Raw genomic sequence first — 22,058 nt, 5'->3', positions numbered from 1 at the left:
AAAGGCACACAACAGTGGCGAACTACACCGCTGCCGACGTTAAGCGGCTTCGGGAGCTCACCGGCTCAGGCATGATGGACTGCAAGAACGCGCTGGCCGAGAGTGACGGCGACTTCGACAAGGCCGTCGAGGTGCTGCGCATCAAGGGCGCCAAGGACGTCGGCAAGCGCGCCGAGCGTGCCACCGCCGAAGGTCTGGTCGCTGCCAAGGGCGGCGCCCTCATTGAGCTGAACTCCGAGACCGACTTCGTCGCCAAGAACGACGAGTTCAAGGCCCTCGCAGAAGAGGTCGTCACCGCCGCCGCGGCGGCCAAGACCTCCGATGTCGAGGAGCTCAAGAGCGCCAAGATCGGTGACCGCACCGTCGGTGAGGCCATCGAGGCGCTGTCGGCCAAGATCGGCGAGAAGCTCGAACTGCGCCGGGTCGCCTACTTCGACGGCACCGTGGAGACCTACCTGCACAAGCGGGCCTCCGACCTGCCGCCGGCCGTGGGTGTGCTGGTCGAGTACACCGGTTCGGACACCGATGCAGCCCACGCGGTGGCGCTGCAGATCGCCGCGCTCAAGGCCAAGTACCTGAGCCGCGACGACGTGCCCGCCGACCTGGTGGCCAACGAGCGCCGCATCGCCGAAGAGACGGCCAAGGAGGAGGGCAAGCCTGAGGCTGCCCTGCCCAAGATCGTCGAAGGCCGGGTCACCGGCTTCTTCAAGGACGTGGTGCTGCTGGAGCAGTCGTCGGTCTCCGACTCGAAGAAGAGCGTCAAGGCGCTGCTCGACGAGGCCGGCGTGACCGTGACTCGTTTCGCGCGGTTCGAGGTCGGACAGGCCTAGCTCCCTTCGTACGAAAATCACCGCCAGCGCCCATCACTCGGGCCTGGCGGTGATTTTCGTTTGGGCGTCACAGACGTGACTGGTCCGTCGGATAAGGTCACCGGCATGCAACATGTGCACGCCTTCGGCGACGATGCGCTCGGTGAATCGGACACGGTTGGCCTGGTTGGACGGCTCCGATCCGGCGAGGTGTCGCCCGCCGAGCTGGTCGAGGCCGCGATCGCTCGCACCGAAGCGGTCAACCCGCAGCTGAACGCCCTGGCCTACCGGGCATTCGACCGCGCGCGGGAGACCGCCCGGCAGAGCCGCGGTGGCGACACCGGGTATTCCGGGTTCTTCCAGGGCGTGCCGACGTTCATCAAGGACAACGTCGACGTCGCGGGGATGCCTACCATGCAGGGCACCGATGCCTGGCAGCCCCACCCGGCCGCGGCCGACGGCGCCTTCGCCAAGCTCTATCGCAGCACCGGGCTGGTTCCGCTGGGCAAGACCCAGTTGAGCGAGTTCGGATTCAGCGCTTCGGCCGAGCATCCGCGGATCGGCGCAGTCCGCAACCCGTGGAACACCGACTACACCGCGGCGGCGTCGTCGTCGGGATCGGCGGCGTTCGTCGCTGCCGGGGTGGTCCCGATCGCGCACGCCAACGACGGCGGCGGGTCCATTCGCATTCCCGCGGCCTGCAACGGCCTGGTCGGGCTCAAGCCCTCGCGGGGCCGGCTGCCGTTGGACAAGGACTTGCGCGCCATGCCGGTGCGGATCGTCTTCAACGGGGTGGTGACCCGCTCGGTGCGCGATACCGCCGCCTTTTACGCAGAGGCGGAACGGATCTCGCGCAACACCAAGCTGCCGCCCATCGGTGACGTCCGGGCACCGGGTGCTCAGCGCCTGCGGATCGCGGTGATCACCCAGTCGATCGCGCGCGAGACGTCGGCGGAGATCCGCGAGCTGACGTTGAAGACGGCGGCGCTGCTCGAGGAGCTGGGGCACCGCGTCGACTATCTCGACCGGCCACCGGTGCCGGCGCACTTCGCCGACGACTTCCTGCTCTACTGGGCGTTTTTGGCGACGGCATTGGTCAAGGGGGGACGGCGGATGTTCGGCCCCACCTTCGACCGCACCCGGCTGGACAACTTGACGCTGGGGCTGGATCGCCACGCCACCCGCCACCTCTACCGGCTGCCGCTGGCGATCGCCCGGCTGTCGGCAGTGCGCCGGCGGCACACCTCGAAGTTGTACGGCGACTACGACGTCGTGCTCACGCCGACGCTGGCCCACGAGACACCGCGGGTGGGCCACCTGGACCCCACGGCCAGCTACGAGCAGGTCATCGACCGGTTGATGGACTGGGTGGCGTTCACGCCGTTGCAGAATGTCACCGGTGAGCCCGCGATCTCGCTGCCGCTGGCCGAATCTGCGGCCGGATTGCCGGTGGGCATGATGTTCAGTGCCCCCATCGGGCACGACGCCCGGCTGCTGGAGTTGGCCTACGAACTGGAGGCCGCCAAGCCCTGGCCCACGATCGCCGCCCGGGCTTAGCGGCGGCGTAGTCACTCCGCGCCGATTCGCTCCAACATCTGCCGCAGCCGGTGCTGTTCGGTGGCGCTCAGCGCGGCCAGCACCCGGCCGTCGGCGACGCGTACGGCATCTTCGGCCTGCTTCAGCAGGTCCCGACCGGCCTCGGTCAAGTTTGCCGGCAGTGCACGCCCGGACGGCACCGACTCCGGGCGGCTGACCGCGCCGCGGTTCTCCAACCGGTGCAGCACGGTGTTCATGGCTTGCGGGGTGACGCCGGTGTGGCGCGCCAGTTCGGCGCTGGACAGGCCGGGACGCAACGACAGCGCCCGCATGCAGACGAATTCGGGCAACGCCAGCCCGAGCGGCCCGAGTACCGCGGTCACCTGGGGGCGCAGCGCCGAGCTGACCCGGTACAGCAGGTAGCCCAGCGGAGCAACGTCCACGTCATCCATGTCAAATATCCTGACATACAGGGTCTCTGCGCTGAGACGCTATAGATCGTTTCCCGCGTAGGACAGGTTGAAGCTCTTGTTGGTCAGCGGGAAGTCCGGGACAATCGTGTCGGTCATCGAGACCGGCAGCGCCGGCCAGTTGAACCAGGACGGATCCACGATCTTCGCGCGGCCGATGACGCCGTCGGCTCCGATCTCCACCCGGTGCACGATGCTGCCCCGCCAGCCCTCGACGATGCCGATCCCGCTACGCGGGCCCGTCGCCGCCGAAACGGACGCTCGGATATCGAGCGGGCCGTCGTGACTGTCGATCAGGTTGCGGCACAGGGCCACCGAGGCCGCGAACTCATCGCGGCGAACGGTGTAGCGGGCCAATACATCCCCGGCGTTCGCCGTCACCTCGGTCACCGGTAGTTCGGTGGTCGGGTGGTCGAGGCGGGCGTCGGTGACAATCCCGCTGGCCCGAGCCACGTAGCCCAGCGCACCCAATGCGACCGCGTCGTCGCGGTGCAATATCGAGGTGCCGGCGAACCGGTCATAGATCACCGAGTTGCCCAACGTCAGCTCGGCGATCTCGGCGATGTCATCAGCCAGCTCTTGTAGCCGGTCCGGATCCGGAAGCGCTTGCAGCACGACACCTCCGGGGCTGATCGCCCCGCGCAAGAGTCGGTGCCCGGTCACCTGCGCGTTGATGCGCAGCGCAAGTTCGCGGACGCGTTGGGCATGTGCGTTGGCCAGGCCGAAGCCCACATCGTTGGCCAGGGCACCCAGATCGGCGGCGTGGTTGTAGAGGCGCTCGAGCTCGACGAGCAGCGCGCGCAGCCGATGCGCCGGCTCGGGCAGCTCGAGACCGAGAGCGTCCTCGACGGCCAGGCTGTGCGCGAGCGCGTGACCGGCAGACGTATCACCGCTGATCCGTTCGGCCAGGTCCACCGCCGCGAAGGCGGGCCGGCCTTGAAAGAGTCGCTCGATCCCGCGGTGGACGAACCACAGTCGCGCCTTGAGCCGCAACACCGATTCGCCGACCACCGAGAACCGGAAGTGACCCGGCTCGATCAGACCGGCGTGCACCGGGCCGACGGGGATCTCGTAGACCCCGGCACCGTCTACGGTCAGGAAGGGAAAGTGGTCCGCCGCAACGAAATCGCCGGGCGGCCCGGCATCGTTGCGCATCGGATGCCAACCCTGCGGCCAATGCGCGTGCCGTACCAGGCGGCGCGGCTGCGGATGATCGACCGGGGTGATCCCGTACAGATCGAGCATCTCGCGCTCGAATCGGCCGGCCTGAAAAGACAGCCGGGCCAGCGAGGGGATCGCTGGGGCGTCCGCCGGAACGGTCAGGGTCAGCTCCCTGCGGCGATCCGGGCGTCCGGCGAGGAACAGGTACACCACCCGCAGGGTGTCGCCGTCATCGTGAGCGGCCATCAGTGCCAGCCGGAACCCGTCGGCCAGCAGAGCCGTGGCCGCATCGATCAACTCATCGCCGGTGACCGGCTGCGTGCTGGTGATCGGCTTCATCAGCGGACTCCGAGTTGGCTTGCGGCGGCCTCGAACAAGTCGGTCAGCGGGCCGGCGGTCACTCCCAGGGCGAGCGAGAGCAGCACCCCGACCACCAGCGCGCCCGCAACCGTCAGCGGTACCCGGATCGCCGGGGTACCGGCGTCCGGGGTGCCCAGCAGCAGCCGGCCGGAGTTGCGCAGCAGGGCGGCGAACGCCACCACCAGCGCCACCAGTGCCAGACCGAGGGCCCACGCCAGACGCGCGTCGGCCAGCGAGATCGCGATCGCCACCTCGCTGGCGAACATGGCGAACGGCGGCAAACCGAGCAGGACCACCATCCCGGCGGCGAACGCGCCGCCGACCAACCGTGACCTGCCGAACACCGCGGTGATCTCGCCGATCGCGGTGGTTCCGTGGGCGGCCTGCAACTGCCCGCCGGCCAGGAACAGCACCGTCTTGCCGACACCGTGAGCCAGGACATGCAGCAGCAGCGCGGTGATCGCCAGCTGGGTGCCCGCCGCCGCGGCGACGGCGATCAGGCCCATCGTCTCCATCGATGAATAGGCCAGCATCCGTTTGAGATCCGACGTGATGGTGAGCAGCAGCGCAGCGATCAGCAGAGTCACCAAACCGGCGGCCAGCAGTGCCGTCCGCAGAAACGCCGGACCCACCGCGGCATCGATGATCGGCTTGAGCCGGATCAGCACCGAGAACGCGACGGAGAGCAGCACCCCGCTCATCAACGCCGAAACAGGAGCCGGGGCCTGGCTGTGCGCATCGGCGAGCCAGGTGTGAAACGGCGCCAGGCCCATCTTGGCTCCGTAGCCGATCAACAGCAGTGCGCCCGCCAATCGGGTCACCGCCGGGTCGAGGCCAGTGGCATGGGCGGCCAGCACGTCGAGGTCCAGCGCGTCCTCAGCGCCCGCCCCGGCATGCAGCGCGGCGAAATGCAGCAACACGGTGCCCAGGAACGCGATCGTGATGCCCACCGAACACACCATGACGTATTTCCAGGTGGCCTCCAGGGCGGCTCGGCTGCGGCGGTGCCCGACCAGAAACGCGGTGACTACCGTGGTGGCTTCCACCGCGATCCACACCACGCCGATGTTGTTGGCCGACACCGCAAGAGCCATCGCCGCCAAGAACGCCGGAGTCAGGATGCCGTACAACCGTGCGCCGCGTTCATCGGTGTGCCCACAAGCCAATTCGGCGTCGACGTAGCCGATGCTCGCCCAGGTGGCCAGGCTGCCGACGACACCGATGACGATCAGCATCGTCACCGACAGTGCATCGGCCCGCAGTAGGCCATTCAGCGCCAGAGAGGCGTCGTCACCGATCCGTACGGCCAGGGCGACACCGCATCCGAGGATGGTCAGCGCCGACATCACCGTGACGGCGGAACTGAACCGTCGCCAGCCGAGCATCACCGAGCACAGTGCTGCCAGCACCGGTGCCAGCAGTGGAAGCACAATCAGGAGTGTCATCAGTCGCGGAGCTCCCGCAACAGGTCCAGGTCCACGCCGCCAAAGGCGTTGCGCAGCTGTCCGGTCAGCACACCGAGCACGATCAGCACGAACAACACATCCAGCGAGGCGCCGAGTTCGACGATCAGCGGAACGCCGGCGGTCAGCAGGAACGCGGTCGCAGCGATTCCGTTGTCCAGCATCAGCAGCCCGACCGTCTGTGAGATGGCGTGGCGGCGGGTCGCCATGATGAACAGCGCGATCAGCACCGTCGCGATGGCCGCCGGGGCGGCGTTGGTCGAGGTACTGGGAGCCAGCGCGACCACCGGTTGGGCGATGGTGAACGCCGCGACCACCAGCGCGGTGACCATCAGCAGCGAAGCGGTCGTGCTGACCAGGGGAGCGGACTCACGGCGTTCTTGGCGTTCGGCGCCCAACGCTCGGTGCAGCAGCCACGGCAGCAGTACCGCACGTACCGCCAGCACGCCGAGGCCAACCAACAGCAGGGCTCGATCATGCTCGTGCACACCGCGAATCACCGGGATGGCGGCCAGCGCGACGCCTTGGGCGACGAGCAACCGGCGCACCACCACCGACAGGTCGCGGTGCCAGACCGCCAGTACCGCGGCCAGCAGCACGCCGCCGGCAGCCAGGTCCAGCATGTTGACGTAGCTCATCCCGCCGCTCCCGTGAAGAAGTTCGCCGCAGTCACGGCCAGCAGCGCCAGCACGAAGGAGCCAGCGAGTAGTTCAGGCACCCGAAACAGCCGCAGCTTGGCGAGGAAGACCTCCACGGTGGCCATGATTGCGGCCAACACCGCCACTTTGAGCGCGATCGCGCCGGCGCCGACGATCAGGTCGAGCGCGCTGGGGTCCGCGCCCGCGATGCCCCACGGAAAGAACAGGTTTGCCAGCAGCGCCAGCAACACCGTCAGCCGCATGCCGCTGGCCCACTCGACCATGGCCAGCTTGGGGCCGGCGTATTCGAGCACCATGGCCTCGTGCACCATGGTCAGCTCCAGGTGGGTGGACGGGTTGTCCACCGGCAGCCGGCCCGTCTCGGCCACGATCACGATGACCAGTGCGACGAACGCCAGCGCGCTCGCCAGTGAGATCACCTGACCGGGATGCGCGCTGGTGTTGGCGACGATGGCCCCCAGATTGGCCGAGTTCGCCGGGATCGAGCACGCGAACACCGCCACCAGGATCGTCGGTTCCACCAGCGCCGCGATGGTGATCTCACGGCTGGCACCCATGCCGCCGAAGGCCGTTGCGGTGTCGATGCCGGCCAAGGTCAGGGCCACGGTGCCCAGGAACAGCAGGCCCACAACGGTAATCAGGTCGGCGACCGGGTCCAGCGGCGAGCCGGTCGCCACCAGGGGCGCGGCGGCGACGATGACCAGCGTGGTGGCGGCCAACGCGGCCGGCGCCGCGGCGAACACCCAGGTGGTGCCGAGCGGCTTGAGGTTCTGCTTGCCCAGCAGTTTGCGGATGTCACGCCACGGTTGCCAGATTCCGGCCCCGGTGCGGCCCTCGGCGCGGGCTCTGACCTGGCGCATCAGGCCGATGACCAGTGGGGCGCCCGCGATGACGCCGGCGACCTGCACGACGCCCGCCAGGTATGTCAGTGCGGTCATCGCGCCACCAACATGGCGATCAGCACTCCCACCGCACCGTAGGCCAGGTAGAGGTGCACGCTGCCGGTGTGGGCGCGGCGCACCAGTTGCGCGGCGGCGGCCACGCCCCGCAGCAGCGGGGCGTACCAGCGGTCCTCGACGACGTCGGCCACCCGCGCCCGGTAGGCGATCCGGTCCACGTAGTAGCTCGACGGAGCTTGGCGGGTCACTTCGACTGCGGTGTCGGTGTGCAGCACATCGTCGAAAACCTGCTGTAGCGGTTGGGCGAACGACGTCGCGGTGTATTGCATGCGCGGGCTCAGATCGTCTGCGCCGCAGGCCCACAGCGGCACCGTGGCGGTGCTCGGCCGCTGGCGTGCCCGCCAGCGTGAACCGATCAGCACCACTACGACGGCTGCGGCCAGAACGGCGGCCAGCAGGCCGGGGGACATGGACGCGTCCAGCCCGGGAATGCGCAGGTAAGTTCCGAGCGCCGGGGCGGCCCCCGACACCGGCAGCGTGTCGAGCACCCGGTGCAACAGCGGGCCGACGGTGCCTGGGGCGACGGCCAGCACCAGACAGGCGAATGCGGCCAGCGTCATCCCGGTGAGCATCGTGGTGGGCGCTTCCCGGGCCGCCGCTGCGGCCTCCGAGCGTGGGCGGGCCAGGAACCCGATTCCGAATGCCTTGACCATGGCGGCCACCCCCAGGCCGGCGGTCAGTGCGATCGCACCCACTGCCAGTGGTGTCACCAGGGTGATCGTGACGTCATGGTCGGCTCGGGCATGCATCAGCGACTGGATCAGCAGCCATTCGCTGGCGAAACCCGCTCCCAACGGCAGGCCGGCGGCGCCGAGCGCGGCCACCCCGAACAACGCTGTGGTTCCGGGCATTCGGCGGGCTAGCCCGCCGAGTCGATCCAGGTCGCGCAGGCCGGTGGCGGCCAGCACCGACCCGGCGGCCAGGAAGCCGAGGCTCTTGAACGCACTGTGGGCGAGCAGATGCAGCAGCGCCGCCACCGCGGCAACGGTCGCGGCATCGCGCGATCCCGCGCCCGACAACAGCGTCGCCGCGCCCAGGGCCAAGGTGATCAGCCCGATGTTCTCCGTCGTCGAATACGCAAGCAGCCGTTTGAGATCGGTCGCCACCGACGCCTGCAACACTCCGTAGAGCGCCGATGCGCCCCCGGCGATCAGCAGCGTCAGGCCCCACCACCGTGGGCCGGGCCCGAGCAGCTGCACGTCGACGCGGATGATCCCGTAGATGCCGAGGTTGACCATGGCGGCGCTGAGCAACGCCGAGACCGGGCTGGGGGCTTCCGGGTGCGCCCTGGGCAGCCACGCGTGCAGGGGCATGAGTCCGGCTTTGGAGCCGAAGCCGATCAGGGTCAACACGAACACGGTGTCGCGCACGCGGTCGGGCAGCGCGCCCATCCCGGCGAAGGCGTCGCCGACGTGGGCTGCCAGCACCACCATGCCCAACAGCAGAGAAACGAAGCCCAACTGGGTCATCACCGCGTAGATCAATGCGGCCGAACGCACCTCGCTGCGCTGTTGATCCGTGAGCACCAACACCAGCGACGCCAGCGCCATCAGTTCCCACGCAAGCAGGAACGTCGTTACCGAGCCTGCCGCCGGAACCGCCAGCAATGTGGCGACGAACAGCGGCAGCGTCAGCAGCGGGACCGCACCGTAGCGCTCGTGGCGTGCATAGCCGATCCAATACAGGCCGGCGGCCACGGCCACCGCACCGGTCAGCGCCATGAAGAACCCGCCGAGCGCGTCGATGCGCAGCTGTACACCCAGCAGCGGCACCAGCCAGTCGATGCGAATCGCGGGCACCGTGCCGAACACGCCGGCCAGGCCGATGCCGACTCCGGCGGCACCGATACCGGCGGTGGCGGTACCGCTGAGGGCCGCTGGAAGCGCTTGATGGTGCGATGTGTCGGGGGTCGAAACCGTCAGCGTGCTCACCGGCCGGTCACCGACCGCAGCGCGTCGAGGATCTGCTCGGGCGTCGGCGGACAGCCGGGGATCTCGAGATCGACCGGGACCACCTCGCCGACGGCCCCCACCGTTGCGTAGGACTGCGCGAACACCCCGCGGTTGAGGGCGCAGTCCCCGCACGCGATGACTTTGCGGGGCTGCGGGGTGGCCTCCAGGGTGTTGCGTAGCGGTTCGGCCATGTTGCGGGTGACCACCCCGGTGACCAGCAGGGCGTCTGCGTGACGCGGTGAGGCGACGAGCCGGGCGCCGAATCGCTCGGCGTCGTACACCGGGCTGAAAGCCCCGGCGATCTCGATCTCGCAGCCGTTGCACGATCCGGCGTCGACGTGGCGGATCTGCAGCGAGCCCGTCACGCCTCCCGGCGGTTCGGTGGCGGCCGGTGGGCGGGCGCCGGCCGGCTCGGTGACACGGCCCAGGGCACGGATTCTGGTGAGCCAGCTCATTGCCCGGCCCGCAGGTCATCGAGGATGGCCACTTGTTCGTTGAGCAAGCCGGTCAGCGCCTTGCGTGCCACGGCGAGCAGTTCGGCGATCACCGGCGAGGCGATCGAGTAGACCACCGCATTGCCGTCCTTGGCCGCTGTCACCACGCCTGCGCGACGCAGGACACCCAGTTGTTGGGACAGATTCGATGCCTCGAGCCCGATCTCGGGGAGCAGCTCGCCGACGGTGTGGTCGCGTTCGGAGAGCAGTTCCAGGATCCGGATCCGGGCGGGGTGCCCGAGGGTCTTGAAGAACTCGGCTTTCACCTGATGGAGCGAGTTCGGCACAGCGCAGACCATAGCAGTGAAAGCATCAATTGAAAATATCTTCATATGTTGTGACGGTTGAAGGCGGCGTCGCCACCCCGGGCTCTGTTTGACCGTTCCGGTAGGGCAGGATGACAATGCCGTCGCGGACGATTGCCGCGATGGCGCTGTCATATGCGCGCAGCCCGGAGGAGCCTGATGACGGAGCCGACGAGTACCGACGGAGACCGGCCGGCCGGCCGTCCCCCTTTTTCCCGGGTATTGCTCAAGCTCGGTGGGGAGATGTTCGGCGGCGGGCAGGTCGGGCTCGACCCCGATGTGGTCGCCCAGGTGGCCCGCCAGATCGCCGAAGTGGTCCGCGACGGCGTGCAGGTGGCCGTGGTGATCGGCGGCGGCAACTTCTTCCGCGGCGCCCAGTTGCAGCAGCGCGGCATGGAACGGATGCGCTCGGACTACATGGGCATGCTCGGCACGGTGATGAACAGCCTTGCGCTGCAGGACTTCCTGGAAAAGGAAGGCATCGACACCCGGGTGCAGACCGCCATCACCATGGGACAAGTCGCCGAGCCCTACATTCCGCTGCGGGCAGCGCGGCACCTGGAGAAGGGCCGGGTCGTGATCTTCGGCGCCGGTATGGGCCTGCCGTATTTCTCCACCGACACCACGGCGGCTCAGCGCGCGCTGGAGATCGGCGCCCAGGTGGTGCTGATGGCCAAGGCGGTCGACGGTATCTTCACCGCGGACCCGCGCGTCGACCCGGACGCCGAACTGCTCACCTCGATCACCCATCGCGAGGTCATCGAGCGGGGCCTGAAGGTGGCCGATGCCACCGCGTTCAGTCTGTGCATGGACAATGGCATGCCGATCCTGGTGTTCAACCTGTTGACCGATGGAAATATCGCGCGGGCGGTCGCGGGTGAGAAGATCGGGACACTAGTCACCAGCTGAAGGGCGCGGTGCAGGTGACCACCGGCGGCGACGGCGCTACAGCGAAGCGATAACGAGGAGCGGGGCACATGATCGACGAGGCTCTCTTCGATGCCGAAGAGAAAATGGAGAAGGCCGTGTCGGTGGCCCGTGACGACCTTTCGACCATCCGCACCGGCCGGGCCAACCCGGGCATGTTCTCGCGGATCGTCATCGACTACTACGGGTCGATCACCCCGATCACCCAGCTGTGCAGCATCAATGTGCCCGAGGCGCGACTTGTCGTGATCAAGCCCTACGAGGCATCGCAGTTGGGCCCCATCGAGACCGCGATCCGCAACTCCGATCTCGGCTTGAACCCCAGCAACGACGGTTCGCTGATTCGGGTGTCGGTGCCGCAGCTCACCGAGGAACGACGCAAAGAGCTGGTCAAGCAGGCCAAGGCCAAGGGGGAGGACGCCAAGGTCTCGGTGCGCAACATCCGCCGCAAGGCGATGGAAGAACTGCACCGCATCCGCAAAGACGGCGACGCCGGCGAGGACGAGGTCGGCCGGGCGGAGAAGGACCTGGACAAGTCCACCCAGCAATACGTGACCCAGATCGACGAACTGGTCAAGCACAAAGAAGGCGAGCTGCTGGAGGTCTAACGGCCGTTCAGCAGGCACAACCGTGGCAGACCAAGACACCGGCGTAGACGCCGCGGATTCACAACCGAAACAATCGCGAGCTGGACGCAACCTTCCCGCGGCTATCGCCGTGGGCGCAGTGCTGGGCGGGACGCTGGTCTACACGCTGTTGTTCGCCCCGCGCTTCTGGGTGCTGATCCTGGCGGTGGCCGCTCCGGTTGCCACCCATGAGATCACCCGGCGGCTGCGTGAAGTCGGCTACGACGTGCCGTTCATCCCGCTGGCACTCGGCGGCCAGGCGATGCTGTGGCTGTCGTTGCCGTTCGGCGCCCGCGGAGTGCTGGGTGCCTTCGGGGCGACTGTGGTGATCGTCATGATCTGGCGGCTGGTGGGCCGGGGGCTGGACCACGCTCCGGTCAACTACCTGCGCGACATGTCGGCGACGATCCTGATCGCGGTGTGGGTGCCGCTATGCATGAGCTTCGCGGCGCTGCTGGTCTTCCGCGATGACGGCCCCGGTCGGGTGTTGTGCCTGCTGTTCCCGGTGGTCTTCTCCGACATCGGCGGCTACGCCGTCGGTGTGCTGTTCGGTAAGCACCCGATGGCGCCGGCGATCAGTCCGAAGAAGTCCTGGGAGGGTCTAGGCGGATCACTGGTGCTCGGCGTTGGCGCGGCTGTGTTCGCGGTGACGGTGTTCCTCGACCGGCCGTGGTGGGTGGGCCTGCCGCTGGGGCTGCTGCTGGTCTTCACCGGAGTCTTCGGCGACTTGATCGAATCGCAGGTCAAACGCGATCTGGGCATCAAAGACATGGGACGGCTGCTGCCCGGACACGGCGGGCTCATGGACCGGCTCGACGCGCTGCTGCCGTCGGCCGTGGTGACCTGGATCGTGCTGACCGTCCTGCCCTGAGCCACCGGCATACTGGAACGGATCATGACGCAACAGCTGGTGTTCACCGCACCGCGGCGGGCACTGCCGCCGCGGCATCTGGCCGACCTCGACTCCGAAGGCGTGGTGGCCGCGGTCGCCGAGCTGGGGCTGCCGGCATTTCGCGCCAAACAGCTGGCGAACCAGTACTACGGCCGGCTGATCGCCGATCCGCAGCAGATGACCGACCTGCCCGCCGCGGTGCGCTCCTCGGTGGCCGAAGCGCTGTTCCCCACGCTGCTGACCGCGTCCAGCGAGATCGAATGCGATGCCGGTGAGACGCGCAAGACGCTGTGGCGCGCCCACGACAACACCAAGTTCGAATCGGTGCTGATGCGCTATCCGCGCCGCAACACCGTGTGCATCTCCTCGCAGGCCGGCTGCGGCATGGCGTGCCCGTTCTGTGCGACCGGGCAGGCCGGCCTCACCCGCAATCTGTCCACCGCCGAGATTCTCGAGCAGGTGCGGGCGGCGTCGGTCGAACTCCGCGACAGAGACCACGGCAGGCTCTCCAACATCGTGTTCATGGGGATGGGGGAGCCGCTGGCCAACTACGCCCGGGTGGTGGCCGCGGTACGGCGCATCATCGAACCGGCGCCCAATGGCTTCGGCATCTCGGCGCGATCGGTGACGGTGTCCACGGTGGGACTGGCCCCGGCGATCCGCAAGCTTGCCGACGAGCGGCTCGGGGTGACACTCGCGTTGTCGCTGCACACCCCCGATGACGAGCTGCGCGACACGCTGGTTCCGGTCAACAACCGGTGGAAGGTCTCCGAAGCCCTCGATGCCGCCCGCTACTACGCCGACGTCACCGGCCGGCGCGTCTCGGTGGAATACGCATTGATCCGCGACGTCAACGATCAGCCCTGGCGGGCAGACCTTTTGGGCAAAAAGCTGCACAAGGCGCTGGGGCCGTTGGTACACGTCAACCTGATTCCGCTCAATCCCACGCCGGGCAGCGAATGGGACGCCAGCCCCAAGCCGGTGGAGCGGGAATTCGTCCGGCGAGTTCGGGCCCAAGGCGTGGAATGCACGGTCCGCGATACCCGCGGGCGCGAAATCGCTGCGGCGTGCGGCCAGTTGGCGGCTGAACGCGACTAGCCCTACGTCCCTTACTTCATCGAAACCGACGTTTTGCGGGCTTCGTCTCGAACTTTGCCTGCGAAACGTCGGTTTCGGCGCTCAGTACGGGGCTCGGCTAGCGCAGCCGGCCGCGGTTGCGGAGAACGATGTCGCGCACCACGACGAACAGCGTCAGCGCCGCGAACCCCAGCAGGAAGTAGTCCTCGACGTGGCCGATGTGGTTGCCGCGCAGCATGAGCAGCAGGAAACCGACGATGCCGAAGCCGACGATGTGCCAGGTGCGGTAGTTGATGGCGCTCCAACCCCACGCCGCAGACGGCACCTCGACAGGGTCAACCCCGGTGTGGCGCTCCACCTCGGTACTGGCCACTTCGACTCCTTAGGTTCGCAGCAGGTTCGCATCATTCTGGCATACGGCCAGTCAGTGCACCGCAGGGCGGCGATCCGCTGCGCCGCGCTTCCGATCGCCTAGATCTCGAACGTCCGGTAGGCGGCCGGTCCGACGATCGCGGCCAGGCTCTCAGGCGTCCACTGCTGGTCGCCGTCGAGCAGCATTCGCGCGGAGGACTCGCAGATCGCCAGGAACACCTCGGTGAGCGCCGCCAGGGTGTCATCGGAGTGTGGCCGGTGCGCCAGTAGCGGCCGCATCACGGTGCCGACCCGCTCGGTCAGTCGGGCCCGGCCCGAGACAACGGCAGCGGCCAGCACCGGATCCTGGTCGGCGGTGAAGATGATCCGCCATGATGCCGGCCGTTCACGCACGGCAGACAGGAACGCGCGGAACCCTGCGACGAAGCGGTCTTCGACGCTGCTGGCTCGCTGCGGCGGCAGAGCTCCGAGCAGGCTGGTCAGCATCAGCTCGGTCTCGCGGTCGAGCAGCGCGGCCAGCACCTCGCCCCGGCCGTCGTAGCAGGCGTACACCACCGGACGGGTGACGCCGATGCGCTCCGCGATCGCCTTCATGGTCACCCCGGCGACGCCGTGCTCGGCAGCGATCTGCAGGGCCGCATCGAGTACCTGCGGCCGACGTCGCTGCGGGCCGAGATGCTCGGCGCGGGACCGGTTCGCGGCGGGTTCCGGCACCGGCTCAGCGTAATTGGATGTCGGCGATGATCAGCACCGGCCAGGCCACGATCTCTCCGAGAACGGAGAACACCTTGTCCAGGCCGCGGACGTCGTGGAGGTGCTGGTAGTGGCTGCCGGCCCAGAACAGTCCGATCACCAGGTAGGCGCCCAACAGTGTCGAGGCCATGAAACCGAGGAAGACGATCTGGCGGATGCTGAGCCGGCGGTCGAGGAAGCGCTGCACACCCTCCAGATTCATCGGATGCTCCCCAGGATCGGCTGCGATTCGATGAGCCCCTCGTCACTGGGTGCCAGGCCTTCGCCGAAGACCCGATGCGACTGCTTGGCCCGGAATTCCAGATGGGCCTGCGCCGGGATGGCGTAGCCGTAGCGTTTCTGGGCTTCCCGCGGAGTCGTGGTGATCGGGTTCACCGGCCGGATCGCCCGCAGCACCCGGGTGCCGATCGGAAGCGTCATGGGTGAGATCAGCCGCAGCAGCATCAGCTGCACGCGGGGACTCAGGCTCAACACCGTGAACGCGGCGCTCAGTGGCGGCACGATCAGTGCGTCGAGCACCCGAGAGGTGTCGGTGGCTTTCAAGCCGCCGAGCTTGCGCATCCAGCGGGGCATGGTCGCCAGGGTGCCGCGGCGCAGGAACGCGGTAACGACCAGCGCGCCCGGCCACAGCAGCTTCGGCAGCGTCTGCGGCAGGATCACCTCGGCGTGCAGCAGGTGCGCCATTGCGCGCCGGGCGATATCGGAGTTGATCAGCTGCGGGCGCATCTGGTCGAAGTAGGCCTGGACGCCCGCTCGGGTGCGCGGTACATCGGCCGGGTCGAGGGTCTGCAGTTCGGCCGCCTTGGCACAGTCGGCCCAGTAGGACGCCTCTTCGTCCGCCGAAAGCGGTCCGGGTCCGTACTTCTCGTAGGCGTACAGGATCGAGTGCCAGGCGGTGAGGTGGATCCACATTTGAGAGGCCGGGTCGTTGGCGTCGTAGTGCGCGCCGGTGACCGGATCGACGCCGATGGCCTTGGAATGAATCCGGACCAGCATGTCGGCTGCCTCTGCGGTGGTGCGGCTCTCGCCGAAGGCCACCATCGCGAAGTAGCGCAGGGTGCGGTCGTAGCGGGTCCGCGGCCGGTCATAGATCGCCTGGGTGGCATCGACGGAGGCGACCAGTGCGGGGTCGAGTTCTTCGATGACAACGGCGCGCTGGAAACCGATCGACAGTGATGTCGGGTAGCTCCAGACCTTCCAGGTCGCCGAGTCCGGGCCGAAGAAGCCGTAATCCTCGGCCGGCTCGGCGTCGGGCAGGGACAGCCACGTGCGCAGAGTGCTCATTTCGTCTGCCTTTCGCCATTTTCTGGCTCGGCCCCAATTTTCTGGCTCGGCCAATTCCTACACTGTGTAGGATTCTGCATCGGTAGTGATGGACGGTCAAGGGTCAGATCGCGGGGATACGGTGGGCGCTATGGCTGATCAGCCGCGGAACTGGGATTTCGCCGTGGCCCCGCCGCGCACCGCGCCCGGCGTGACGTCGATGGTGGGCTACCGCGCACTCGATGTGCCGGACACCGTGCACCGGGGGATGCCGTCGTCGACATTGACGTTCATCGTCAGCCTCGACGAGGGCGTGGAAGCCGCCGAAACCGCCGAGGCGCTGCCGGCGGCCGCGCCGAATCCAGTCGTCCTGGGCGGCCTGCACGTGCAGGCGAGTCATGTGCGCCAGCGTCGCGGTCAGGCGGGCGTGCAGGTGGCGCTGCACCCGTTGGCCTCACGCGCGGTGTTCGGCGTGCCCGCAGCCGAGTTGAGCGTTTCCGACTTCGACGCCATGCCCGTTCTGGGCCGCGGCTCGGCGTTGCTGCATGAGCGGATCGCCGAAACTCGATCCTGGCCGGCTGCTTTTGCGTTGGTGGCGCACTATCTCGTTGAGGGGCAACGCCGACACCACACCACCGTGCGACCCGAGGTGGTCTACGCCTGGCAGCTGCTGGGGCGCAGCCGGGGGAGGGCGCCAATCGCAGGCATTGCCGACCAGATTGGGGTGAGCCAGCGGCATCTGACCACGTTGTTTCGTCGCGAGGTCGGCCACACTCCGAAAGCCGTGGCCATGCTGATGCGCTTCGAATACGCGACCGCCCGGATGGCCGACGATGCTCGCCGGCATCGGCAGGTCGACCTGGCGGGTGTGGCGGTTGCCGCCGGATACGCCGATCAGGCTCATCTGACTCGTGAGTTCGTGCGCTACGCCGGGGTCTCGCCGGCGGCATGGCTGGCCGAGGAGTTCCAAAACATTCAAGACGGCGGTCATGCCCCGCGGTCAGAGTGGGTGCATGACGCATCAGAATCCGACCGTCTGGTTGACCCTGCAAGCGCATGACGCGCGCAAACTGATCGACTACTACGTCGACACCTTCGGCTTTGTCGTGACGGCCCGCCACGGTGATGATGGGCAGACCGTCAAACACGCCGAGCTGATCTGGCCGGAAGGCGTCGGCGGCATCATGCTCGGCAGCCACAAACCCGGTAATGACTGGTGCCGCGAGCCGGGTACCGCTGGCGGTTATGTCTTCACCAGCGATCCGGACGGCCTCTACCAACGGGTCTTGGATCGCCGGGCCGAGGTGATCCGACCGCTGACGGACACCGACTACGGCGCCCGCGAGTTCGCCGTCCGTGACCCGGAAGGCAACCTGTGGAGCTTCGGGGATTACGCGGGAGCACAATAGGTGGGTGAGCACGGGCCGCCGGATCAAAGTTCTGCTGTTGGGCTCCACCGGCTCGATCGGAACCCAGGCGTTGCAGGTCGTCGCGGCGAACCCGGACCGTTTCGAGATCGTCGGGCTGGCCGCCGGAGGCGGTAACCCGCAGCTGCTGGCCGACCAGCGCGCCGAGACCGGGGTCGCCAACATCGCGGTGGCCGACACCCAGGTCGGCGAGGCGCTCGAGGCCCCCTACCGCGGCCCCGACGCCGTGACTCGGCTGGTGTACGACACCGAGGCCGACGTGGTGCTCAACGCCCTGGTCGGCGCGCTCGGGCTACGGCCCACGCTGGCCGCGCTGGAGACCGGTGCACGGCTGGCCCTGGCCAACAAGGAATCCCTGATCGCCGGCGGTCCGCTGGTCCTGGCGGCCGCCGAGCCGGGGCAGATCGTGCCGGTGGACTCCGAGCACTCCGCGCTGGCGCAGTGCCTTCGCGGCGGCACGCCCGACGAGGTCGCCAGGCTGGTGCTGACCGCTTCGGGTGGGCCGTTCCGAGGCTGGAGCGCGGCCGAGCTGGAGTACGTCACTCCCGAGCAGGCCGGGGCGCATCCGACCTGGTCGATGGGTCCGATGAACACCCTGAACTCGGCCTCGCTGGTGAACAAGGGCCTCGAGCTCATCGAAACCCATCTGCTGTTCGGCGTTCCCTACGACCGCATCGACGTCGTCGTACACCCGCAGTCGATCGTGCATTCCATGGTCACCTTCACCGACGGATCGACCATCGCCCAGGCCAGCCCGCCGGACATGCGCCTACCGATCGCGCTGGCCCTGGGCTGGCCGGCGCGGGTCCCCGGTGCGGCCGCGGCCTGCGACTTCACCACCGCGTCGACCTGGGAGTTCGAGCCGCTCGATAGCGAGGTGTTCCCCGCGGTGGACTTGGCCCGCCGCGCCGGTCAGACCGGCGGCTGTATGACCGCGGTCTACAACGCCGCCAACGAGGAGGCAGCGGAAGCCTTCCTGGCGGGCCGGATCAGTTTCCCGGCGATCGTGGCCACCATCGCCGAGGTGCTGGGCGCCGCCGACCAGTGGGCCGCACAACCCGCTACCGTGGATGAGGTACTCGATGCGCAGCGCTGGGCCAAGCAGCGAGCGGCTCGCGCCGTCGAGGCGATAGCTACAAGAAAGGTCGGAATCACCCGATGATGTTCGCGGTCGGCATCGCGCTGTTCGCGCTGGCCATCCTGGTTTCGGTGGCCCTGCATGAATGCGGCCACATGTGGGTGGCGCGCGCCACCGGCATGAAGGTGCGCCGCTACTTCGTCGGCTTCGGAACCACGCTGTGGTCGACGCGCCGCGGCGAGACCGAATACGGCCTCAAGGCGATCCCGGCCGGCGGCTTCTGCGACATCGCGGGCATGACCTCGGTGGAGGAATTGGAGCCCGACGAGATCGACCGCGCCATGTACAAGCAGAAGACGTGGAAGCGGGTGGCTGTGCTGGCGGCCGGCCCCGCCATGAATTTCGTCATCGGCCTGGTACTGGTCTACGCCATCGCGGTGATCTGGGGCCTGCCCAACCTGCATGCCCCCACCACCGCTGTCATCGGCGAAACAGCTTGTGTGGCACCCGAACTCGTCAAGGGGGAACTGGGTACCTGCTCGGGTCCCGGCCCGGCGGCGCTGGCCGGCATCGAGTCCGGTGACGTGGTGGTCAAGGTCGGTGACACGCCGGTGTCGACTTTCGAGGAGATGGCCACGGCCGTGCGCAAGCAGCACGGCACGACGCCGATCGTGATCGAGCGCGACGGCGCCACCCTCACCAAGTACGTCGACGTGACTCCTACCCAGCGTTGGATCGCCGACGGCCCCGACCGCGAGGCCGTCCCCAGCACCGTCGGCGCCATCGGGGTGGGCGCCGCCCAATTCGGGCCGACCCAGTACAACCCGGTCACCGCGGTTCCGGCCACCTTCGGATTCAGCGGGGACCTCTCGGTCCTGCTGGGCAAGTCGCTGGCCAACATCCCCTCCAAGGTCGGCGCGTTGGTGCACGCCATTGGCAACCCGCACGGGCAGCGTGACCCCGAAACCCCGATCAGTGTGGTGGGTGCCTCGATCATCGGCGGCGACACCGTCGATCACGGACTGTGGGTGGCGTTCTGGTTCTTCCTCGCGCAGCTGAACTTCATCCTGGGCGTGCTGAACTTGGTGCCGTTGCTGCCGTTCGATGGCGGCCACATCGCGATCGCGCTGTTCGAAAAGCTTCGCAACATGCTCAGGTCGGCCCGCGGGAAGGTCGCGGCAGCACCGGTGAACTATCTCAAGCTGATGCCGGCCACTTACGTAGTCTTGGTGGTGGTGGTCGGCTACATGCTGCTCACCGTGACCGCCGACTTGGTCAATCCGATCAGGCTGTTTTGATAGGAGCCCCCTCATGAGCGTCGGCCTAGGCATGCCGGCAGCCCCTCCGCCCACCCTGGCGCCACGTCGTACGACTCGCCAACTGAAGGTCGGCGGGGTCGGGGTGGGTAGCGACCATCCGATCGCGGTGCAATCGATGTGCACCACCAAGACCCACGACGTCAACGCGACCTTGCAACAGATCGCGGAGTTGACCGCCTCGGGTTGCGACATCGTGCGGGTGGCCTGCCCCCGCCAAGAGGACGCCGACGCGCTGGCCGAGATCGCCCGGCACAGCCAGATCCCGGTGATCGCTGACATCCACTTCCAGCCCAAGTACATCTTCGCCGCGATCGACGCCGGCTGTGCCGCGGTCCGGGTGAACCCGGGCAACATCAAGGAGTTCGACGGTCGGGTCGGTGAGGTGGCCAAGGCCGCCGGCGCCGCCGGCATCCCGATCCGGATCGGTGTCAACGCCGGTTCGTTGGATCAGCGGTTCTTGGCCAAGTACGGCAAAGCCACCCCCGAGGCCTTGGTGGAGTCCGCGCTGTGGGAAGCGTCGCTGTTCGAGGAACACGGCTTCGGTGACATCAAGATCAGCGTCAAGCACAACGACCCGGTCGTGATGGTGGCCGCCTACGAGCTGCTGGCCGAGCGCTGCGACTACCCGCTGCACCTGGGCGTCACCGAGGCCGGCCCGGCCTTCCAGGGCACCATCAAATCCGCCGTGGCGTTCGGCGCGCTGCTGTCGCGCGGCATCGGTGACACCATCCGGGTGTCGCTGTCAGCGCCGCCGGTGGAAGAAGTCAAGGTCGGCAACCAGATTCTGGAGTCGCTCAACCTGCGGCCGCGCGGTCTGGAGATCGTGTCGTGCCCGTCGTGCGGCCGCGCTCAGGTGGATGTCTACCGGTTGGCCAACGAGGTCACCGCCGGACTGGAGGGGATCGACGTCCCACTGCGGGTGGCGGTGATGGGCTGTGTGGTCAATGGTCCCGGTGAGGCGCGCGAGGCGGATCTGGGCGTGGCGTCCGGCAACGGCAAGGGCCAGATCTTCGTCAAGGGCGAGGTGATCAAGACCGTTCCCGAGGCGCAGATCGTGGAGACCCTGATCGAGGAGGCCATGCGCCTGGCCGCCGAGATGGAGGATGGATCTCCCGGCGGTTCTCCCACCGTCGCCGTAAGCTGATCCCAGCCGGATCGCCATAGGCGCGCGGCAGTTGAGTTCGCCAGAAAGAGTCACTATGTCGGCTCCGCCCGAGTTCCGTCTCGACCAGCGACGGGTGTCCGTAGCGCGTGACGCCGCCGCGGTCTGGCGGGTGCTCGAAGAGGATCCGATCGGTTCCTGCATGGTCGCCGCGCGAGTCGCCGATCACGGTGTCGACCCCCGGTCGATCGGCGGGGAATTGTGGACGCGCGGTGGTGTGGACGAATCCCTGTGTTACGCAGGCGCGAACCTGATCCCACTGCGCGGCGCCCCGGCCGACCTCACCGCGTTCGCCGACAAGGCGGTCGGTGCGATTCGGCGCTGTTCGTCGTTGGTGGGCCGGGCCGAATTGGTGTTGCCGATGTGGCAGCGTCTCGCCGATTCCTGGGGCCCGGCTCGTGACGTGCGCGAGAGCCAACCACTGATGGCGCTGCACACCATGCCCGCCTGCCCCATGGATGTCGAAGTGCGCCAGGTGCGCCCCGACGAGCTCGACGCATACCTGGTGGCCGCCGTCGACATGTTCATCGGCGAGGTCGGTGTGGATCCGCGGGCCGGTGACGGCGGCCGCGCCTATCGCCGTCGGGTGTCGAACCTGATCGCGTCGGGCCGGGCCTGGGCACGCTTTGAGCGCGGCGAGGTCGTCTTCAAGGCCGAGGTGGGTTCCCAGTCGCCGGCGGTGGGGCAGATCCAGGGTGTCTGGGTGCACCCCGATCGACGCGGCCGCGGGCTGGGCGCCGGCGGCACCGCGATGCTGGCCGCGGTCATCGTCGGCACCGGGCGCATCGCCAGCCTTTACGTCAATGATTTCAACGAGGTGGCGCGGTCCACCTATGAGCGGGTGGGTTTCACCCAGGTCGGCACCTTCGCGACCGTGTTGCTCGACTGATCCTCAAGGGCAGTCTCGGTGCGCCTCCGCCTGGCGACCGTGTCTATTTCGTAACATCAGCCCCAATGACAACTGCAAGCTCATTCGTCACACGCGTCACGGGTC

General features: G+C 68.0%; 24 protein-coding genes. 12 read left to right on the top strand and 12 right to left on the bottom strand.

Translation table 11 applies throughout. The annotated features are described in order from the left end of the window. The first annotated feature begins 14 nt into the window (after nucleotides 1–14). Both tsf and ACKY0X_RS14215 read left to right on the top strand, forming a co-directional pair. Complete coding sequence (tsf, locus tag ACKY0X_RS14220) at nucleotides 15–830, top strand: translation elongation factor Ts (RefSeq protein WP_065039614.1); 816 nt, start codon at nucleotides 15–17, stop codon at nucleotides 828–830. 105 nt (nucleotides 831–935) lie between these two features. Then, nucleotides 936–2,366, top strand: coding sequence for an amidase (locus tag ACKY0X_RS14215; protein WP_409426555.1), 1,431 nt, complete (start codon nucleotides 936–938; stop codon nucleotides 2,364–2,366). 11 nt (nucleotides 2,367–2,377) lie between these two features. Here the strand turns inward: ACKY0X_RS14215 and ACKY0X_RS14210 are convergent, their stop codons facing one another. From ACKY0X_RS14210 to ACKY0X_RS14175, 8 genes are read right to left on the bottom strand one after another with little or no spacing between them, the layout of a single operon-like run. Then, entirely contained in the window at nucleotides 2,378–2,797 is a 420-nt protein-coding gene (locus tag ACKY0X_RS14210) for a MarR family winged helix-turn-helix transcriptional regulator (protein WP_409426554.1), read from the bottom strand. A 39-nt stretch (nucleotides 2,798–2,836) separates the two neighbouring features. Then, a complete protein-coding gene (locus ACKY0X_RS14205) occupies nucleotides 2,837–4,315 on the bottom strand; it encodes an NADH-quinone oxidoreductase subunit C (protein WP_409426553.1) in 1,479 nt (492 codons plus the stop codon). Further along, entirely contained in the window at nucleotides 4,315–5,781 is a 1,467-nt protein-coding gene (locus ACKY0X_RS14200) for a proton-conducting transporter membrane subunit (protein WP_409426552.1), read from the bottom strand. Before ACKY0X_RS14200 ends, ACKY0X_RS14205 begins: the two co-directional genes overlap by 1 nt. Beyond that, nucleotides 5,781–6,437 (bottom strand): hypothetical protein, encoded by a 657-nt coding sequence (locus ACKY0X_RS14195; protein ID WP_409426551.1) that lies wholly within the window; start codon nucleotides 6,435–6,437, stop codon nucleotides 5,781–5,783. The genes ACKY0X_RS14200 and ACKY0X_RS14195 overlap by 1 nt, the downstream gene beginning before the upstream one ends. Continuing rightward, the gene (locus ACKY0X_RS14190; protein ID WP_409429638.1) at nucleotides 6,434–7,387 is read right to left on the bottom strand and encodes a respiratory chain complex I subunit 1 family protein; all 954 of its coding nucleotides are present in this window, start codon (nucleotides 7,385–7,387) and stop codon (nucleotides 6,434–6,436) included. The genes ACKY0X_RS14195 and ACKY0X_RS14190 overlap by 4 nt, the downstream gene beginning before the upstream one ends. Nucleotides 7,388–7,392: 5 nt before the next feature. After that, a complete protein-coding gene (locus tag ACKY0X_RS14185; protein WP_409426550.1) occupies nucleotides 7,393–9,348 on the bottom strand; it encodes a proton-conducting transporter membrane subunit in 1,956 nt (651 codons plus the stop codon). Next, the gene (locus ACKY0X_RS14180; protein ID WP_409426549.1) at nucleotides 9,345–9,824 is read right to left on the bottom strand and encodes an NADH-quinone oxidoreductase subunit B family protein; all 480 of its coding nucleotides are present in this window, start codon (nucleotides 9,822–9,824) and stop codon (nucleotides 9,345–9,347) included. Before ACKY0X_RS14180 ends, ACKY0X_RS14185 begins: the two co-directional genes overlap by 4 nt. Next, nucleotides 9,821–10,162 carry an ArsR/SmtB family transcription factor gene (locus ACKY0X_RS14175; RefSeq protein ID WP_409426548.1) on the bottom strand — a complete coding sequence of 114 codons (342 nt, stop codon included), beginning with the start codon at nucleotides 10,160–10,162 and terminating at the stop codon, nucleotides 9,821–9,823. The genes ACKY0X_RS14180 and ACKY0X_RS14175 overlap by 4 nt, the downstream gene beginning before the upstream one ends. Before the next feature lie 165 nt (nucleotides 10,163–10,327). Here ACKY0X_RS14175 and pyrH point away from each other — a divergent pair, with 165 nt between their 5' ends. The 4 genes from pyrH to rlmN all read left to right on the top strand — a co-directional run bounded on the left by pyrH (nucleotide 10,328) and on the right by rlmN (nucleotide 13,711). Continuing rightward, nucleotides 10,328–11,077, top strand: coding sequence for a UMP kinase (gene pyrH / locus ACKY0X_RS14170; protein WP_409426547.1), 750 nt, complete (start codon nucleotides 10,328–10,330; stop codon nucleotides 11,075–11,077). Nucleotides 11,078–11,145: 68 nt separating this feature from the next. Further along, on the top strand, nucleotides 11,146–11,703 hold the full coding sequence (frr, locus tag ACKY0X_RS14165; RefSeq protein ID WP_046284439.1) for a ribosome recycling factor: 558 nt from the start codon (nucleotides 11,146–11,148) through the stop codon (nucleotides 11,701–11,703). A gap of 22 nt (nucleotides 11,704–11,725) precedes the next feature. Then, complete coding sequence (locus tag ACKY0X_RS14160) at nucleotides 11,726–12,592, top strand: phosphatidate cytidylyltransferase (RefSeq protein WP_046284440.1); 867 nt, start codon at nucleotides 11,726–11,728, stop codon at nucleotides 12,590–12,592. A gap of 24 nt (nucleotides 12,593–12,616) precedes the next feature. Next, nucleotides 12,617–13,711, top strand: a complete 1,095-nt coding sequence (rlmN, locus tag ACKY0X_RS14155) for a 23S rRNA (adenine(2503)-C(2))-methyltransferase RlmN (RefSeq protein WP_409426546.1) — start codon at nucleotides 12,617–12,619, stop codon at nucleotides 13,709–13,711. 97 nt (nucleotides 13,712–13,808) lie between these two features. On the opposite strand, the gene ACKY0X_RS14150 is transcribed toward rlmN, so the two are convergent. The 4 genes from ACKY0X_RS14150 to ACKY0X_RS14135 all read right to left on the bottom strand — a co-directional run bounded on the left by ACKY0X_RS14150 (nucleotide 13,809) and on the right by ACKY0X_RS14135 (nucleotide 16,099). Then, on the bottom strand, nucleotides 13,809–14,063 hold the full coding sequence (locus ACKY0X_RS14150; protein WP_046284442.1) for a DUF2631 domain-containing protein: 255 nt from the start codon (nucleotides 14,061–14,063) through the stop codon (nucleotides 13,809–13,811). Between the two features lie 98 nt (nucleotides 14,064–14,161). Beyond that, on the bottom strand, nucleotides 14,162–14,776 hold the full coding sequence (locus ACKY0X_RS14145) for a TetR/AcrR family transcriptional regulator (RefSeq protein ID WP_409426545.1): 615 nt from the start codon (nucleotides 14,774–14,776) through the stop codon (nucleotides 14,162–14,164). A 4-nt stretch (nucleotides 14,777–14,780) separates the two neighbouring features. Then, complete coding sequence (locus tag ACKY0X_RS14140) at nucleotides 14,781–15,017, bottom strand: hypothetical protein (protein ID WP_409426544.1); 237 nt, start codon at nucleotides 15,015–15,017, stop codon at nucleotides 14,781–14,783. Beyond that, entirely contained in the window at nucleotides 15,014–16,099 is a 1,086-nt protein-coding gene (locus tag ACKY0X_RS14135; RefSeq protein WP_409426543.1) for an oxygenase MpaB family protein, read from the bottom strand. Before ACKY0X_RS14135 ends, ACKY0X_RS14140 begins: the two co-directional genes overlap by 4 nt. Nucleotides 16,100–16,298: 199 nt before the next feature. Between ACKY0X_RS14135 and ACKY0X_RS14130 the strand changes: the two genes are divergently transcribed. Genes ACKY0X_RS14130 through ACKY0X_RS14105 form a run of 6 tightly spaced genes read left to right on the top strand, consistent with a single transcriptional unit; the run spans nucleotide 16,299 to nucleotide 21,953 of the window. Next, complete coding sequence (locus tag ACKY0X_RS14130) at nucleotides 16,299–17,138, top strand: helix-turn-helix domain-containing protein (RefSeq protein WP_409429637.1); 840 nt, start codon at nucleotides 16,299–16,301, stop codon at nucleotides 17,136–17,138. Beyond that, nucleotides 17,092–17,487 carry a VOC family protein gene (locus ACKY0X_RS14125; RefSeq protein ID WP_409426542.1) on the top strand — a complete coding sequence of 132 codons (396 nt, stop codon included), beginning with the start codon at nucleotides 17,092–17,094 and terminating at the stop codon, nucleotides 17,485–17,487. Before ACKY0X_RS14130 ends, ACKY0X_RS14125 begins: the two co-directional genes overlap by 47 nt. A 4-nt stretch (nucleotides 17,488–17,491) precedes the next feature. Further along, nucleotides 17,492–18,667 (top strand): 1-deoxy-D-xylulose-5-phosphate reductoisomerase, encoded by a 1,176-nt coding sequence (gene dxr / locus ACKY0X_RS14120; protein ID WP_409426541.1) that lies wholly within the window; start codon nucleotides 17,492–17,494, stop codon nucleotides 18,665–18,667. Then, nucleotides 18,664–19,881, top strand: coding sequence for a M50 family metallopeptidase (locus ACKY0X_RS14115; RefSeq protein ID WP_409426540.1), 1,218 nt, complete (start codon nucleotides 18,664–18,666; stop codon nucleotides 19,879–19,881). Before dxr ends, ACKY0X_RS14115 begins: the two co-directional genes overlap by 4 nt. Nucleotides 19,882–19,894: 13 nt before the next feature. Continuing rightward, nucleotides 19,895–21,046, top strand: coding sequence for a flavodoxin-dependent (E)-4-hydroxy-3-methylbut-2-enyl-diphosphate synthase (gene ispG, locus ACKY0X_RS14110; RefSeq protein ID WP_409426539.1), 1,152 nt, complete (start codon nucleotides 19,895–19,897; stop codon nucleotides 21,044–21,046). Nucleotides 21,047–21,101: 55 nt separating this feature from the next. Next, complete coding sequence (locus tag ACKY0X_RS14105; protein WP_409426538.1) at nucleotides 21,102–21,953, top strand: GNAT family N-acetyltransferase; 852 nt, start codon at nucleotides 21,102–21,104, stop codon at nucleotides 21,951–21,953. The last annotated feature ends 105 nt before the right edge of the window (nucleotides 21,954–22,058 follow it).

The organism is Mycobacterium sp. SMC-11 (assembly GCF_046250095.1).
In the GTDB taxonomy this organism is placed as follows: Bacteria; Actinomycetota; Actinomycetes; order Mycobacteriales; family Mycobacteriaceae; genus Mycobacterium; species Mycobacterium heraklionense_A.
This window is presented reverse-complemented; position numbering and strand designations above follow the sequence as displayed.

Excerpts from the sequence above, each read along its gene's own strand:
- ACKY0X_RS14215 (WP_409426555.1), top strand. The coding sequence starts at position 936 with ATGCAACATGTGCACGCCTTCGGCGACGATGCGCTCGGTGAATCGGAC.
- ACKY0X_RS14210 (WP_409426554.1), bottom strand. The coding sequence starts at position 2,797 with ATGGATGACGTGGACGTTGCTCCGCTGGGCTACCTGCTGTACCGGGTC.
- ACKY0X_RS14205 (WP_409426553.1), bottom strand. The coding sequence starts at position 4,315 with ATGAAGCCGATCACCAGCACGCAGCCGGTCACCGGCGATGAGTTGATC.
- ACKY0X_RS14200 (WP_409426552.1), bottom strand. The coding sequence starts at position 5,781 with ATGACACTCCTGATTGTGCTTCCACTGCTGGCACCGGTGCTGGCAGCA.
- ACKY0X_RS14195 (WP_409426551.1), bottom strand. The coding sequence starts at position 6,437 with ATGAGCTACGTCAACATGCTGGACCTGGCTGCCGGCGGCGTGCTGCTG.
- ACKY0X_RS14180 (WP_409426549.1), bottom strand. The coding sequence starts at position 9,824 with ATGAGCTGGCTCACCAGAATCCGTGCCCTGGGCCGTGTCACCGAGCCG.
- ACKY0X_RS14175 (WP_409426548.1), bottom strand. The coding sequence starts at position 10,162 with ATGGTCTGCGCTGTGCCGAACTCGCTCCATCAGGTGAAAGCCGAGTTC.
- pyrH (WP_409426547.1), top strand. The coding sequence starts at position 10,328 with ATGACGGAGCCGACGAGTACCGACGGAGACCGGCCGGCCGGCCGTCCC.
- frr (WP_046284439.1), top strand. The coding sequence starts at position 11,146 with ATGATCGACGAGGCTCTCTTCGATGCCGAAGAGAAAATGGAGAAGGCC.
- rlmN (WP_409426546.1), top strand. The coding sequence starts at position 12,617 with ATGACGCAACAGCTGGTGTTCACCGCACCGCGGCGGGCACTGCCGCCG.
- ACKY0X_RS14140 (WP_409426544.1), bottom strand. The coding sequence starts at position 15,017 with ATGAATCTGGAGGGTGTGCAGCGCTTCCTCGACCGCCGGCTCAGCATC.
- ACKY0X_RS14135 (WP_409426543.1), bottom strand. The coding sequence starts at position 16,099 with ATGAGCACTCTGCGCACGTGGCTGTCCCTGCCCGACGCCGAGCCGGCC.
- ACKY0X_RS14130 (WP_409429637.1), top strand. The coding sequence starts at position 16,299 with ATGGTGGGCTACCGCGCACTCGATGTGCCGGACACCGTGCACCGGGGG.
- ACKY0X_RS14125 (WP_409426542.1), top strand. The coding sequence starts at position 17,092 with ATGACGCATCAGAATCCGACCGTCTGGTTGACCCTGCAAGCGCATGAC.
- ACKY0X_RS14115 (WP_409426540.1), top strand. The coding sequence starts at position 18,664 with ATGATGTTCGCGGTCGGCATCGCGCTGTTCGCGCTGGCCATCCTGGTT.
- ispG (WP_409426539.1), top strand. The coding sequence starts at position 19,895 with ATGAGCGTCGGCCTAGGCATGCCGGCAGCCCCTCCGCCCACCCTGGCG.
- ACKY0X_RS14105 (WP_409426538.1), top strand. The coding sequence starts at position 21,102 with ATGTCGGCTCCGCCCGAGTTCCGTCTCGACCAGCGACGGGTGTCCGTA.